Source organism: Bacteroides sp. CACC 737, from assembly GCF_013874375.1.
Taxonomy (GTDB): domain Bacteria; phylum Bacteroidota; class Bacteroidia; order Bacteroidales; family Bacteroidaceae; genus Bacteroides; species Bacteroides uniformis.
The window spans coordinates 3,864,373-3,880,835 of sequence record NZ_CP059408.1 but is presented as its reverse complement, the minus strand read 5'-3'; the positions used below and the strand labels follow the sequence as shown (position 1 = coordinate 3,880,835).

The following is a 16,463-nucleotide window of genomic DNA, read 5'->3' as shown; positions in this document are numbered from 1 at the left end:
ATAAAGGCAGGCTATGCCTGCCTTATATTTATTTCTTCACCGAGAAGCGATAAATGCAATGGCTGTCATACTTCTCTCCCGGCTTCAGCAATGCAGAAGGCCATTCCGGCTTGTTGGGCGTATCGGGATACTTTTGAGTCTCCAGACAGACAGAAGCACGATGACCGTACACAATACCTTTCTTTCCGGTCAGTGTGCCATCCAGGAAGTTACCGGCATAAATCTGAATGCCCGGTTCGTTGGTATAGACATCAAGCACAATACCCGTTGAGGGAGATTCGAGGGTGGCACACGGGCGGGTGACATCGCCCTTCGTATTGAGTACCCAGTTGTGGTCATAGCCCTTGCCGTTCTTCAACTGCTCAAAGTCATTGTCGATACGGGCGCCAACAGCAGTAGGAGTGCGGAAATCCATATCCGTACCTTCTACGGAAACAATCTCACCGGTAGTCATGAAGGTACTGTCCACGGGGGTATAAGCATCTGCATCAATAGTGAGCAGATAATCCGAATTGGACTTGGAGGGGTCACCGTCCAGGTTAAAGTAAGAATGGTTCGTCATATTGACAACAGTGGTACGGTCCGTTTCGGCACTGTAACGAATGTCGATGGCATCGTCATCTGTCAGCGAGAAAGTGACCTTGCAGGTCAGGTTACCCGGGAAGCCCTCCTCTCCGTCTTTCGACAGATAAGTCAACTCCAGAACCTGACTGCTCAACTGGCGGGCATCGAACACTTGATATTGGTATCCCTTGGGACCTCCATGCAGGCAATGACCGTAATTGTTGCGCGGCAGCTGATACTCTACCCCATCCACTGTAATCTTACCCTGGTTGATACGGTTGGCATAACGTCCGATGGTAGCGCCGAAATCCGAAGGGAACTTGATGTAGTCCTGAATGGAATCGAAGCCCAGCACCACATCACGCATAACGCCATCCTTGTCTGGCACCATCACTGATACAATACGTCCGCCGAAATTCGTAATACAAACTTCCATACCATTCTTATTCTTCAAAACAAACAAGTCTGTCTGCTTGCCATCCACTTCCGTACGGAAGTTGGCAGGTTCCAGTCCAGAAGCAGTCTTTTCACTCGCCTGCTTGCCCGTGCAAGCCGATGCCAATAGCATCACGCTTGCCAACAAAGTCATCATCTTATTCATAAATACAATATTGGTTACTGTTTAGACTATCATTTTTTCAACAAGAACTGCTCCGCACGTCCCGGAGTGAACAGCTCCCACAAAGAAGCGACCGTCCAGCCCGGAGCGAAGATATTGTTGTAATATCCCTTTCCGTTACGTCCGTAATCCCAATTGGTATGCTGCACCACTTCCGGGTAATAGCCTACTTTGGCAATGCCGCACATGTGTCCTTCATATGGCAGTAACTGGCGCATGGAAGTGGAAATCACCTCGGCAAAGTCAGAGAAGCGCGGCTCGTTGTACTCCTTGGAGAGCCAATGCAGCACATCGGCAAATTCGAAGATAAATACATCGATATGGTTATTCTCTACCGACACATTTCCCCAACCACGGGTTTTCAAGCCGATATCTCCCAGCATCTGACCTTCGGCAAAAGGAACATCCCAAGTATAATACCACGACAAAGCAAAATAAGCGGCTTTCTTCGCCAGACCGGCATAGTGCGCACGCTCTTCTCCTTTGGTAACCAAAGCCAGATAATAAGCAGCCGTAGCAGCATACAAGGAGGCTTCCTTGTCCTCGCAGTTGGCATCCAGCGTAGAAGAGAAATAATCGGCTTTGGATATCAGTTCCTTCTCCAGATAGTCTACCGTACGCTTGGCGCTTGCCAGATAACGTTTGTCCTTGAAATACTTGGACGCCATCACCAAAGGCAATGTTGCCGAAGGCGTGCTACCGCCGCTGGCATCCACGACAGAGAAATCATCCTTGAACTTGCGCGGGAAGCTGCCGTCCTCGTTCTGCAACTTGAGGAAGCTGTCCAGCATGCCCTTGATGCGTTTCTCCCATTCGGGGTGTTTACGCTTCTGCTGTTTCTCGTAGTTCAAATAGTTCAAGATGGCATACACTCCCTCGGACTGACGGCGGATGCTATGTCTGGTTTCCTTGAAGCCGCGGTTGTAGTGTACCACTTCGTTGAAGAAACCGGCAGGCGAAAAACCGTTCTGGAGATAAGTGTCAAAGATATGGTTGGCATTGTCCACCAGGTCTTGGCGGTTCTGCTGTTTGCCATACTCCAAAGCATTGAAAGCGTTCAGCAATGTACGTCCCACAAAGCCCACTTCGGCAACATCGGTATTGGCACAAGTAGCAGTCTCCAACTCTACACCGGAATAATAATGAGTGGGGGTATTGCCAACATAGCTTTCCACGAAGAAGTTGCTCATCACCTCCTTCATGCGGTCTACCGTGTAAGGTGTGTCAACCGGTTTCGGACGGTTAGTGTCATAACAATACTCCCAGGTGCGCTGTACGCATTCCGAAAAATCGGCAGCATTCCTTTCGGACACCTCCCAAGTCATGGAGATGCTGTCACCCTTACGAAGCAACTGGAAAGCCTCAACGGCAGGAGCCAGCGTCAATTTGCGGATATATGTCTTCGGTGCTTCCTTATAGGGGAAACCGTATGCCAAGACAGTCATACCATCCACATTGCAGAAACCGGTATATCCGATGGAAGTCTCACCGGACAAGATTACCTCTCCCTCCTTATGAGTGGTCAAAGCTTCCTTATCGAACTTGTCAATACGGATAACCGACATGGACGTACCACTTGCCGGATTGAAAGCTGCCGTCAGCGGAGTGCTCAAACGGTCCTCACGCACCAGCCAACTGTCCGATGTGTGGAAAGAAGGAGCTTCCTTCGGCGAACGCAGGTTGCGGCGATACCAGAAGCCCGGCATGTAGAACTGGCAGTCCGAATGCTTGTAACCGGTCTTTATCTGTTCCCCATAGTTGAAATACACATTTTCCAGTGCCTTGAGTGTGACGGTAATGCGCAGTTTGCCATCCTTGTCCACCACCTGGCGGATGATGTCCAATGGCAACGTTTCCGAAGCCCGGCAGCTGTACATACCATCCTGCATCTTCTGCAAGGCCAGCGGATATTGCTTGGCATCATTCCCCGGCACTTTCAAGGAAATAGAAGCAGAGATGTCTTCCGGAGCAGCATTTGCCGCTCCTGCACCCGTAATGCCCGTAAAGAGCATTATCCCCAAAAACAATCTTTTTAGTCTCATAGTTACATCTGTTTTATTGTTGTTAGAAAATATCATTCAGACATGAATACATACTTGCCGGAGCCCAATTCGACTACCAGCTTACCGTCAGCCTCCTCCACGGAATGAATCCCCGCCTGACCGGCATCTACCTGTACATGGAAGTCAAGCGGCAGCTTGATCGTAGCGGTTGTATTGGCGGGAATCTCAACGTTCCACTCCAGCTTATTGCCGTCACGTTTCCAGGAACTCCCTATCCTGCCATAAGGCGATACATGCGAAGCATTCACATAATTCAGTTTTTCCGGGAATACCGGTTCCATCAGAATCTGCTTGAACCCGACGGAAGCGGGAGCATTTTTTATACCGGCAAGATCCTCATAGAACCATATCAGCAGGTCTCCCAAAAGCATCACATGGTTTCTTGAATTCATCGCCGGATTTGCCGTGTCACCATTCCATAATTCCCAAATGGTGGTTGCACCCTTCTTAATCATGTAACCCCATGAGGGATAAGTGTCATTGGTCACTATCTTATAGGCAAGTTCCAGTCCGCCGTACTCGGTAAGTCCGCGCATCAGATGCTGGATGCCAAGCACACCGGCACTGACATGTCCCTTACAGTCTTTTTCCGTCTTCTCCACGACATTGGCAAATACTTTATCTTCATATCCGTCGGGAACCAGACCCAGTCTGAGGGAAAGCAGGTTTGCCGTCACCGTATTGTTGTCATACTGTGCAGTCTCAGTATTGAAGAATTTCTTGTTATAAGCGTCCTTGACCTTAATGGCAAGTGCTGCATACTCTTCAGCATCTGCCGGAAGTCCGTTCATTTGCGCGAACTTCTCCATCAGTTGCAGAATACTGTAAAACACCGTTGTACTCAACACTTCACCGTTCGTCTTACGGGCAGGGTCCTCCGAATGAATCAGCTCCGGCGACTCGGGAGGCATGCACCAATCCCCGTATTCATCCTTCACCAGAATATAGTCCTTCATTTTGGTCTCCGTCATGTGGTTTACCCAGCGCTTCATGGACGGATAGCGCTCTTTGATGGAGCTATCATCGCCAAACTGGCGGTAAAGCATGTCGGCTACGTAAAAATAGGCAGCCGGCCAAGTCACGTCATCATGGAAGATGGTCCAGTAACGGGGAGATACCACAGAGATACTTCCATTTTCATTCATGGACTCTTCTATATCCACCAGCCACTTCTTATACATCAAGGCATTGCCGAAAATGAAACTTTCACCATAGGCACCGGTAGTGCGGTCGCCCAGCCATCCAAGACGTTCATCACGCTGGGGGCAGTCGGTAGGCATACCGCGATAGTTTCCACGGATTCCCCAATAGGCATTCTTGTGAATTCTGTTAATCAACTCCTCGGAAGTCTCGAACGTACCGTTCGTTGCCATTTCATCATACACCACCTTACCGATGAAATCATCCGCTGCCGGTTCATAGTCCAAACCGGATATTTCCATAAAACGGAAACCATGGTAAACAAACAGCGGTTCCCAAACAAACTCACCGTCAGCGGCAGGAGTATAAATATCCGTGACAAGGGCACTGCGCAGGTTGTCAAGATACAGTTCCGTACCATTGTCCTTCAGCACTTCGGCAAAACGCATAGTAATGGGCTTGTCCTTCTTGCCACGCAGTTTCACCTGCTGTATTCCTACCATATTCTGCCCCATATCCACGATATATCTTCCATCACCTACCGATTTAACGGATATTGGCTTTATCTCCTCCATCACCTTCAGACTCGGAGAGAGCTGTGCCACAAGTTTTCCTTTGGGAGCCTCCATCCGTTCGGCCAACTGCCATCCGGAATCATTATAGCCGCTTTCCGTCCATTTACCCAATTCCAAGCGGGCATCGTAATGTTCACCGTCAAATTCGTTGTTCGCAGTTATAGGACCGTGGTTCGTCGCTTTCCAGGAATCATCGCTGACTACCGACACCGTCTCACCATTGTCGTACTCTATATTCAACTGCGCCATGAGGCGAGGTAAGCCAAAGCCTACCATCCCATTGGCACGCATGGAAAGATAGCGGCCGTTGCCCAGAGCCACGCCTATCGTATTGGTACCGGACTTCAACAAGGGGGTGACATCATAGGTCAGATAAGATACAGAAGCATCGTACCAGGTAGGCAAAGGACCGAATACATCGTTTCCAATCCTCTCGCCATTCATATAGCATACGGAAGAGCCTACTCCCGAAACATAAAGGACTGCACGCTTCGGCTGTGACGGCAAATCAAACTCCTTCCTCAGATAACGTGCCGGAAGGATGGTCCGTTCACCGTCCAGTTTCAAGTTTGTACTGTCGTTCAGTCCAATCCAGCCGGCTTTCCAGTCCGAACTGTCCAGCAAGGACATTGACCAGTGCCGGACATTGCTTTGCGCTTTGTCACCGGTATTTGTCCATACCGTGACACGCCAATAATATTTCTGTCCCGACTCCAAAGGCGCCCCTGCATATTTCACCAGCACCGACTGGTCGGACTCCACACGACCACTGTTCCATACCAGCCCGGCCCCGGTCTGCAAACTCTTTTCCGAATCTGCCACTTCAATCTGATAAGCAGTCTGCATCACATCCTGCTTGCCGGTTGCCAACTGCCATGAGAAACGGGGAGCAAACGAAGCTACTCCTTCGGGATTATCCCGCATTTCAACGGTAGGTTCCACTATTTCCAAGGCACCTCCATTCGATGTTTTACAGCCCATCATAAGCAAGGCCAACAAGGATACTAAAATAAAATTCTTCATACTCGTCAGAATTCAGGTTTCTCCGATTCTGTAGATGCAACGGAGCCTTCTACTGTCGGCCATCCGTCTTCCCAGCTAATCTTATCCAGCATCAATACGCGGCCTTCAGGATTCTTCGTGCTCACCGCATGATAGAAGAACCAGTCATTACCGGCATTGTCCGTCACAATCTCGGAGTTATGGCCGGTGCCCACAAAGGTATTGCTTTTCTGAATCAGCACTTCGTGCTTGTTGTCCATCATGCTACCGCCTTTCTTGTCGACGTAGGGGCCGAAAAGATTGTCCGAACGCCCTACAACGGTAGTGTAGGTACTGTTCAACCCCTCACAGCAACTTCCTATGGAAGCAAAGAAATAGTAATGTCCGTCTTTCTTATGGATATAAGTACCCTCGTAAGCGGTTCCCGCCACTTGCTGCGGTGTGGCACCTTCCTTCAAAGACAAGCCGTCATCGGACAGTTCAATCGCATAGATTCCACGGAAGCTGCCCCAGAAAAGATATTTCTTTCCTCCCTCCTCTATGTAGAAAGGGTCGATGGAATTCTGCACATTGATTTCATTGCTGCGGAACATCTTCCCGTGGTCCTTGAAAGGTCCCTCCGGTTTATCGGCAGTGGCACAACCGATGCCGCAATTCCACTCGCCTCCCCAAACGGACATGGAATAGTAGAGTACGTATTTATCACCTATCTTGTTGATGTCCGGTGCCCACAAACCGCCGTTCGGCTCAAAATCAGGTCGGGTACGGTCGGTAAAGGCAGTACCTACATATTCCCAATCCACCAGATTCCTGGAACGGTGAATCGGCAGATTACGTATGTCCTCGGTGGCATACAGATAGTAGTAGCCGTCACCGCCCTTTATCACAGAAGGGTCGGGCAAACTGTAGTTTATCACCGGATTGCGATAGACATTCTTCGGCTGTTCTTCCGGCTCGTTTTCTTTTGTCGCCGACGACGAAGAGCATGTCGTCAGGCAACATAATGCAAACATCAGAATTTGTTTCTTCATATTATCCTTAATTATTGTATTATTAAATAATCCATGCCCAACAATGAATTCGCAGAACGGCTATCAGCCTTTTTCTGTATAATCAGCAATTCATTAGAGCCGTCTTGCAAAGTAACTGTCCCCAAATCCAATACATTCGTTGCCAGCCCGGTACTATACAGATTCAGGTTTTCTTTCAGTTTATGGTTGTTCAGGTACAAATCTATACAACCATAATCCGGTGCTACCGTAAAAGCTATTTTCAACCGATAATTGCCTCCCTTGTCGACTTTAAAGCCTAAGGAAGCTTTATCGCCTTCCTTTGCTTCAGCCCAAAAGAACTGGGCACCGTTACTCCAGTTCATGGCAGGTATACTTTGCGATCTTTCAATTCCTCCGGTCAGCCGAATATCCAAATATTCGCCTTCCACCTTCCTTCCGGCAACGGCTACATTGCTCACCAGATCATTCTTATGCTTTGCAATATCCGCAGATGCTTTAGCAGCTTCCGCCTTGCGGTTGGATGCTCCACCGGGCAGCATATACCAGAAAGTAGTAGGAGCATAGTTGATGACCGTACTGCCCCAATGCCATATCTCCATGTCAAACGTCAATGACTTGCTGAAAGGAATGGCATCCAAACCACGATAGCGCACATTGGAGACGTGCCCACACTGAGTGGAGCCTGTTCCATCCGGCTCGGCAATAAACGGATGGCTGAAAACATTGTGCATACACCAGGCATAACCGTAATAGTCTTCCGTACCGGTGCCGAAGTGCGAAGGAAATTCCTCACCGTTCACATACACTTTTTCATCACCTTCGCCCCACCAGTCGGCCAAGGAGTTGAACAAGGTTACCCCATCGCCCACATATACTCCTCTGCCGGTCAGTTTCACGAAATTTACTTCAAAGTGGTCGTCTGTCGTAGGCTTATCCGGATTTGTACGGGTATGCAGATGAGAGAACTCCGTCCACCCCGCACCGAAGTACATACTTCTTTCATCCCATTTCCAAGCCGAGGTGTATGCAGTCAGAGAAGCCTCAACCTCGTCCGTCCCCACATTCTGCAATGCAATCCTGCAATCTTTCTGATAGGGCATTACCCAAAAGCAAGAAAACAGTGAATCGGATGTTACTTCGGTATAAAAAGTCTGAAACGGAGAAAGACGGTTCCCGCTTCCGAAAAAGTCTCCTACCGGTACCCATACAGTTTCGTTTCCATCAAAAGAAATACGCAGAACCGTAGAACGCAATGCCTGGTCAAAGTCTCCGGCATGCAGCTTTACGTCCAGACGCCGAACAGCACCCGGACCGGAAAGGGTCATATCCCGCTCTTCACCGGCAGCCAGCACACTCCGAAGCATCGGTTCTTTCTGCAATCCTCCTATTTCCCTCCGGGATACAGTCAGTTTTCGTTGTACATCTGCCAGTAATTTCGCATTCTGCTTGATGTCCTCCTTAGAGAAAGTGGCTACAGACGTTCCTTCTGCATAAGTACGGTAATTGATGTTGTAATAGAAGCATTCTTCGGAAAACTCGCCGGGTTCCTTGATGGAAGGACTTTCATAGGTAATCTTGCAATGCTTGGCATAAGGTATGGGCAGATACAGATTATGTCCCCTCTGCTTATAGTCCGTCAGTTCCGATACAGAAGCCGAAAGAGGCGCATCTACCAGAGCATGTCCGCTCAATATGCCCAGAACCTCCCCTCCTATTTCGGGAACCTCCTGATTATCAAGATAAAAACGCAGGGTTCCTTTATCCGAATATGCGGCTACAGTCACCCAAAAGCGAGTGATAGCTCCCGGACCGTCCGTATCAACCAGAACAAACTCTCTCCGTCCGTCAATGGAATCAACGCGCAGAAACTGGCTTCGGTCACAATTGGCATACCAAGAGACACTATCTTTTTTGACAGACGCCCGGTCGTAACTACTGAACTGCCTGGTTTCATAATAAGGTTCAGGATACTTTGCCAATGCTTCACAATCCACCATTTCTTTCAATAAAGAAGCAGTAGAGATTGTTTCTGTCTTCTTTTGACAAGCACAGAGGCATGCTATCAGCATATAATAAAACAGTCCTTTTTTCATTTTGATGTCAGATTATCAGTTAATACCTGCGGACGGATAAGAGGGCCACCGATAGAAACCGTTCTCTGGTCGGAAATGGCAAAATCCTTGATGTACGAAGTACGCGGCTGTACCTTCGTGGAATCCCAGTGTGCATGGAAAATATATTTCCAACTGCCGTCTTTGCAACGGAAGGGCGCTCCGTGTCCGGTACCCATCAAACCATCGGCACGTTGCAGAATCGGGTTTCCCTCGTATTTCTTCCACGGTCCCATAGGACTGTCTGAAGTTGCGTAGCCCACTCCGTAATTTTTGCTTTCAAAGTGATTGGCTGAATAAATCAGGTAATAAATGCCCTCTTTCTTCAAGACGGAAGGGCCTTCGGCCACCTTGGCAGGCTTGTCCTGCGAAAGTTCCCAAGGCTCTCCCACTTTAATGCACTCCGTCAACGTTTCCTGCTTGATGCCGGTCAAATCATCGTTCATTTCTGCCACCCAAATGACATTGCCATCTGTGAAACGCACGAAATAAAGGTAAGGCGTGCCGTCATCGTCGATGAAGAGAGAAGTATCAATGCTCTTCTCATCCCATATAGGCTGCTTCACCTCCTGACGGAACGGGCCTTGGGGAGTATCTGCCGTTGCCACGCAAATATGCTCTTCGGTGGAGTAGAACAAGTAAAACTTTTTCTTCGACTCGATATAGTAGACTTCCGGAGCCCAGAATCCCCACGTACCGTAGGAGTCGGCGGCCGACAACGCCTGGCCTTCACGCGTCCAGTTCTTCAGGTCATCGGAAGAGAAGCAGGCAAAGCCCTCCCCTTCTACCGTACCTCCGGTGCCGTAAGCATAGTACTTGCCTTCGTAAAGCATCACGTAAGGGTCGGCAATCGGCAGATAGTCTGATTCTACAACCGTCTTCTCCTTGCATCCGGCAAAACAAAGACAAAGCAACAGCAACCATATACAATTTTTCTCCATATCCATCTTTTATTTTACTACTTTGGGGGTCATATAGTCCTTGCTGATTCTCATACGGTCCACACCGTCCACTTTCTCGAAAGAAACATCAGTGATATACATGGCGCGCGGATGGATATTGTTCTTGTCCTTATGAGCATGGAAAACAAGACGAAGCTTGCCAGCCTTGTCTGTGAAGGTGGCACTGTGTCCCACCCCGACCAGTTCTCCGGGTTTCTGCAACAAGGGATTCTCCTCGTATTTGGTCCAAGTACCCATCAAATCGGTAGCCGTGGCGCAACCTATGCCGTAGAAGGGACTTTCATAACTGTTGGCGGAATAAGTCATATAATAAATTCCGTTGTGCTTGACGACAAACGGACCTTCATTCACACGAGGCCACACTTCCTCCCATGCCTGAGAAACGTGAATGCAAGGATGCATGGTCTCCTTCTTGATAGTCATGAGGTCTTTCTCCAATTCGGCCACCCAAATGTTGAGTCCGTCGTTGAAACGGTCGAAAAAGAGATAAGGTGTGCCGTCGTCATCAATGAACAGGGAGTTATCAATGCATTTCTCATCGGCAATCTGGGGCTCCTTCTTGCTCTGAGTGAACGGACCTGCGGGCGAATCGGCTGTTGCCACACAGATATGCTCGTCTGCCGAATAGTACATATAGAACTTCCCGTTCACTTCGTAGACCTCCGGCGCCCAGAACCAACGGTCGGCCCAGACATCCTTCTTTTGGAGCGCCATGCCCTTATACTTCCAAGTCTGCAAATCATCGGAGGTATAGACTTCAATGCCGTCATCCGCATGGGTGCCGTATGCATAGTAAGTACCCTCGTACAACATGATGAACGGGTCGCCCAAAGGTACCGGTGTTTCAACTCCTTCGACAACAATATCGTCCACATCCTTATAGTCTGAAGAGCAGGACTGACAGGAAGCCAGCGTAGCCGACAGAAACAAATACATACATATAAAATTCTTTTTCATGATTCTCATGGTTTCTATTTCAAAATAAATATTTACATCAAACTCATTTCGTCATCTCCTCGTATAGTGAAGAGGTCTCAGTCATATACTTAGGTTCCCTCAGTCGTATACTTAGATAAGAGTAATTTAAGCAGACTGATTACCAACATATTACAGTTTTATCATTCGATGTGCAAATTTCAAGACAAAATGCGGTTCCAACATCCAATCAAGGCTTCATCTGATTGGGAACCTGCCCTATGTGATAATACAGCACTCCCTTATAGGCAGGAGATTCGCCCTCCGAACAGAATCCGATGCGGGACGCAGGGTAGCGGATGTCTAACGTACCCAATTCCCTGCCGTCCACAAACAGATACAGTTTGTCCGCCCGGCGTACTGCACGAAAATTATAGGAGTCTTTCCACAACTCGTGTACGCCTATCTTATAGATATGGCGTTCCAAATCTTCCGCCTCCTTGTTAATGAACCGGATACCTTCTGCCTTCACCGGAGTAAAGGTACAATAATTATACGCAGGATGTTCTGCTACTCCCCCACTTTTGCTCTCTATCGGATACCATTCGCTGCCATTCAGGTACTCTATGTCGAATTTGCCGAACATGTCATCTACAAATTCGGACTTGTTACCTGCTTCATGACGGTTCAGGTAAAGGGTATCCAGCCACGTAGGTGCAGCAAAACGATAATCTTTCTCAATGAAGTCGGTATACTTCACATCCGGATAGAATGTTTGCAGGCATCCTAGTGAAAACTCCTTTTTCCAAGCGTTTTTCCCCTTCTTCACAGCTGTCACCTCAAGCATACGGGTAGCACCATTAAACTGAGCCTTCACATAGTTATCCTTATCCACATAAACCGGATAGCTTCCTGCCTTGTCTTGTCCGGACAAGCCGGATAACTGGAAGCTGAATTCATAATCGTTCAGGAAATCGCCTTTCAACAACTCCTCATTCTCCGAAAGCTGAAAATGCACATCATCGAAACCGATGGTATAGGTAGTCCCTTCGAACAAAGCAGACTTTGTCTCATCAAATACTCCGGGAACACCCGCTTCTTCTGCCGGAACAGCCTCTGCAAAGACATGTTTTCCCGGTGCGGGAATCTCATCCAGCCAAATCTTCAGACAGCCACCATTACGCTCAATGCGCAGATGATGATACACCCCCCAACGGAAATCTTCCGGCAGGGCATAAGATTCCTTATTTTCTTTACCGCCGACAAGTGTACGCAGGTACCAGCTCCGGTTCTCGGCATCCAAACCTACATAGGCACAGTTATCTGCATCCTTCCACCAAGCAATGACACCGGCTCCACCCTCGGTCTTGACTCCTGTCTCGAACAAGTAAGCCACGGACGGCTGTACTTGCTTCAGCACACCGAACGAAGCAGTTTCGCCTTTATCCGCAAACGTGGGCATCGAAGGTTCGGGATGATAACCCGCCGTACGTGGACCAGTGATACCGTCCACAAACAAAGTCTTGTCGAAGAACTGGACACGGTTGATATATTGTCCCCGATGCTCATCGTTCTTGTTTGCCATATAAATCAGCCACCATTCAAATCCGTTGGGACCTCTCAAAATATTGGGCTGACCGGGAGTCATCAGAATATCATCGGCAATGCCGTCTTTCATATCGAACAGAGAAACGTCGAAGAATTGCGAACGTCCCTTGTTTGTTTCTACGGCAAGCAGATTCGTGCCTTCCTTCAAAGCAGCACGCAGCTTCTTGTCCAGGTTTACGATGCAATAATCACGCCCCTGCTTCTCGTAGACAATTGTTCCGTTCAGATAAATCCGGGTATCTCCATCGTGAGCGACACGCAGTGCCAGATTGCCGGTTTCGCTACCGGCAGAGAAAGTCTTTCGCAACCATAGGGAGGGCGTATTCCACCAAGTACCCAGATGCCGGGTTGTGGAACCTTTCACTTCACGGGACGAAAAGCCGGTCTCCCCCCTCGCCCAGCCGGAGTCATCGTAGGTCGCTTTTGTCCAGTCGCCCTCCGGCTTGCTCTCCGTATAAGCAAACAACGGCTCATACGTGCGGCCATACCGCAATAAATCCACTTGCTTCTCCTCCAGTTGTGTCTGATTGCAACCTACAACCGGATAGCTATATTTATTACCATTTTGAAAACCTAAAGGAAAGTCTGCCTCAGCAACTCCCAACTGATAATTGCCCCACTCTGTAGAGGTATGGTTGGCATTATACATCATATAGTAGCGGTCTCTATACTTCATGACCCACGGTCCCTCCGCTACTCTGTTATCCATCGTTTCCCATGTATCTGGCAATGAGGCGAACTGGCACACCGGTTCGCCGGCAAATTCTGCCGGGTTCTTCATTTTACGTCCCCATATGGTATTTCCATCAGTAAAACGTACCATATACATGTATAGTTGTCCATCATCATCTCTGAATATCATAGGGTCGATGCGGTTATCCATCCATGTCTTCTTGTCGGGTTCTGCATAAGGCCCCAGGACATCTTTACTTTGTGCGTGTACAATGTGAACGGCATGCTTGTCTCTTCTCCAGTAATTGACAGACCAATACAGATGGAAGTCACCGTTCAGGTAGAGCATATCGTTGGCATGGATTTGGTCATTGCCTGCTCCACTGCCCCTGCTCCAATCGTTATCCATATCTACCACATGGATAGGCTTACCCCAATGAACCAAGTCATCGGATACATAAAAGTCCCCATTCGTAAAAACTCCGCCGATGTAGTACTTGCCATTATACTTCATCGCACCGGCATCGGCTACTCCCGGAAGTACCGGATTCTGGACGTTCTGCGCGAACAAAGTGCTGCAGCAAGCAAAGGCAAATGGTAATAGTAGTTTTTTATAATCAGACATAGTATAATATAGTTTGGACATCATTTCATTTTCTTAGGTAACTTGCTAAAAATAACATGAATACGTTTCATATCGAATTTAGATGTACGGTCATAATAATAAAGACCATTCTGTTCTTGCTCTACATCAGTCAGTTGAGTATAACAATATCCCCAAACATAGTCGCTTAGTTCGAGTAAGGCATTCTGAACCACACCTTGAATATCCGGCGGTCTTGTGCGGGAATACGCGTTAAAATTTGTCCGATAAACGTATCAAAATGCATGGCAAGATGCCCCTTGCTCATCTTGTCTATCTCAAGGCCAGTGCCATCCGGGCCACCCGGGAAATTGGTTCGTCCGGTCGGCATCATTCCCGTACGCAGCACGCCCCACTCTCCTTTAGAGACATCCCAGACAAGTTTATCCGTAGATGTCATATAACGAGATATGCACAGAGCATGTTCATTACTGATATTCAACATCTTACCATTTACTTCCAGCTGTATCCTCCATATGTAATAATCCCATAGGGGTATCGCTCCCTAATACATCTTAGCAATTGTTTTGGCCACGTAGTTTTCATAAACGCTACAGCTCAGCACCATAACGCAGAACTGCACCCTGCTGTATTCCTTGATATTGAATAAGGTATCGCAGAAATCAATCTGACATTTAAAATATCCCCTCCGTGACTTGCCGTTGGGTAGAAATCTGCTTGAACGCGAAATTATCCAGCAGTTCAGAGGAAATCTCTTGACCGGAAAACCAATGCAGTTGGCTGATAGCAAAGCGTTCCAAGGTAGGAACGATGTCTTCCACCGCGGGAGCGTTCCACTCCGTACAGAAAATCGGCCGTCCGAAACGATAGCAGATACTGGCCAGCCAGCCGGTTTCCGGTGCTTTTTGAGCAGAGGAAAAAGCGATAATGTCAGACAGACTCCATATTTGGTAACAGAGTTCGGCAGAGCTTCCTCCTCCGTAAGTCAGGTAGTCCCAACCGGCTCTATGCCCATGTACCAAAGCTCCCCAATAGTTAAAATCGGGAGCAAACGGCTTCACTTGTACATAAGGTGTCATGGTAAGCGGCTGATTGGCATACTGGTTGCGGGCGTGGCGGAAGATGAGCGTGATCAGTTCGCGGAGCGCGGACGCAGCGGTCACTTTCTCGCCGGGATGGTGGTACAATTCCCACGCTTTGATACGGGTGTCACAATAGTATTTGCCGATGACCGTGCCGACATATTCTGCCAAGGAAAGGTGCGGAGCATTGAAATCATCGTCAGTGAGCAATACCGGCATGACTGTGAGCCGGTTCGTTGCGGCAAGACTCAATTGCTCTTCCAAATTGTTGAAAAACGCGGTAGAGTCGGTCACCCAATCACGGTATGACAGTTTCAGGCTGACGGCATTGTAGCCCGGGAGCTGCGTTGTGCCCAAATAGAGGGTTTGTGCGGCACGTCCCTTCAACGGACCAGTTGCCATCCATTGCCAGGCTCTTTTGTGATTCCAGCGTTCGGTGATTTCCAGTCCGGGATAGAGTTCTTCTCCTGGAGAAGCGAAGCGGTAGTTTTTGATCATCGCTATCTCCCGGCTGTCATAGGCCGTTCCGTCACTATAGAGGATATTGTGGAACATCGGACCGTAGGGGTCGTAAGTGCTCCGTCCCCAGCGGGCTTCCCAGTTGCAGTCGTTGATATACAATCCCCAAATGTAGAAATTGACTTTGTATTTTGAAAATGCGGCGAATGTACGGGCTATGCCAGAGCCGTTCGTGCGGGTGAGGCACTCAGTCGCTACCATGGGACGAGAGCCTATTTCTTGCAGATAGTCCATCATGTCATTAATATTTTTGCTGAAGTTGAGCGCACAGTTGTAGTAGTGGAAGTTGTGTATGTCCATCATGCTTTCCACTTCCGCCATGCGTTTGAGCGACTTGCTGTTTCGTTTGATAGTAGCCCAGATGATGGAGGACGTAAGTGGCTGGATCGGATTTTCGTCGCGACACCACTGCACCATCTGTTCGAGTATATCCATCTGTTCGTAGGTTTCCGCCTTGTCTTCATAGCGGGGTTCGTTCCACAAATCCCAAAACACAATGCGTTTCTCCTTGGCGAAAGCCCGGATGACTTTCCGGACGGTCGCTTCATATTCCTGCATGGGCTGTTTGCCCCGGTTGCGCCAATAGTTGTCAGCCACGCATGAGATGACGGGCGAGACGGTCATGCCGAATTGGTCGGCATCGTCTATCATCTGTTGAATGTACCGGATTTGGTCATCAGAAGTCCGCCCGCGCACCCAAAAGCGCACGCTGTTCAAACCCACTTCATGGGCTTTGCACAACACATCGACCCGCGTCATGCTGGGGTAGGCCGGATTGGGTTCATTGAAGCCCTTGATAACGCCCACTTCTTCTTGCCATTTCCAAGCTTGTTTTTCCGTCCATTGCTTGCGTGCCAAGGCTTGTCCACTGCCAATCAGCAATAACAGAGGGAGCAGCGTATAAAATAATATAGCCGTTCGTTTCATGCTTAAAATATTTTAAAATTAGACTTTAATGTTGATAGTTTGTCCGTTTCCAAGATAACGGAGCAAATATATATTTTAATATACTCA

At 48.5% G+C, this 16,463-nt stretch carries 10 protein-coding genes; all 10 read right to left on the bottom strand.

The features are described 5' to 3' along the window. Nucleotides 1-28 precede the first annotated feature (28 nt). Complete coding sequence (locus H1A11_RS16120) at nt 29-1,165, bottom strand: aldose epimerase family protein (RefSeq protein ID WP_005826133.1); 1,137 nt, start codon at nt 1,163-1,165, stop codon at nt 29-31. 29 nt (nt 1,166-1,194) lie between these two features. Then, on the bottom strand, nt 1,195-3,225 hold the full coding sequence (locus tag H1A11_RS16115) for a hypothetical protein (RefSeq protein ID WP_117964323.1): 2,031 nt from the start codon (nt 3,223-3,225) through the stop codon (nt 1,195-1,197). Between the two features lie 32 nt (nt 3,226-3,257). After that, entirely contained in the window at nt 3,258-5,984 is a 2,727-nt protein-coding gene (locus H1A11_RS16110; RefSeq protein WP_181757445.1) for an alpha-L-rhamnosidase, read from the bottom strand. A 5-nt stretch (nt 5,985-5,989) separates the two neighbouring features. Beyond that, on the bottom strand, nt 5,990-6,994 hold the full coding sequence (locus H1A11_RS16105) for a family 43 glycosylhydrolase (RefSeq protein WP_129643304.1): 1,005 nt from the start codon (nt 6,992-6,994) through the stop codon (nt 5,990-5,992). Between the two features lie 11 nt (nt 6,995-7,005). Beyond that, on the bottom strand, nt 7,006-9,069 hold the full coding sequence (locus H1A11_RS16100; RefSeq protein WP_242496919.1) for a glycoside hydrolase family 172 protein: 2,064 nt from the start codon (nt 9,067-9,069) through the stop codon (nt 7,006-7,008). Further along, nucleotides 9,066-10,034, bottom strand: a complete 969-nt coding sequence (locus H1A11_RS16095; RefSeq protein WP_165853614.1) for a glycoside hydrolase family 43 protein — start codon at nt 10,032-10,034, stop codon at nt 9,066-9,068. The genes H1A11_RS16100 and H1A11_RS16095 overlap by 4 nt, the downstream gene beginning before the upstream one ends. A gap of 3 nt (nt 10,035-10,037) precedes the next feature. After that, the gene (locus H1A11_RS16090; RefSeq protein WP_117964326.1) at nt 10,038-11,006 is read right to left on the bottom strand and encodes a glycoside hydrolase family 43 protein; all 969 of its coding nucleotides are present in this window, start codon (nt 11,004-11,006) and stop codon (nt 10,038-10,040) included. 208 nt (nt 11,007-11,214) lie between these two features. Further along, nucleotides 11,215-13,869 carry a family 43 glycosylhydrolase gene (locus H1A11_RS16085; protein WP_119962025.1) on the bottom strand — a complete coding sequence of 885 codons (2,655 nt, stop codon included), beginning with the start codon at nt 13,867-13,869 and terminating at the stop codon, nt 11,215-11,217. A 166-nt stretch (nt 13,870-14,035) separates the two neighbouring features. After that, nucleotides 14,036-14,386: a glycosyl hydrolase gene (locus H1A11_RS16080; protein ID WP_220186796.1), complete on the bottom strand. Its 351-nt coding sequence runs from the start codon at nt 14,384-14,386 to the stop codon at nt 14,036-14,038. Between the two features lie 136 nt (nt 14,387-14,522). Continuing rightward, nucleotides 14,523-16,376, bottom strand: coding sequence for a hypothetical protein (locus H1A11_RS16075; protein WP_119961997.1), 1,854 nt, complete (start codon nt 16,374-16,376; stop codon nt 14,523-14,525). Nucleotides 16,377-16,463: the final 87 nt, after the last annotated feature.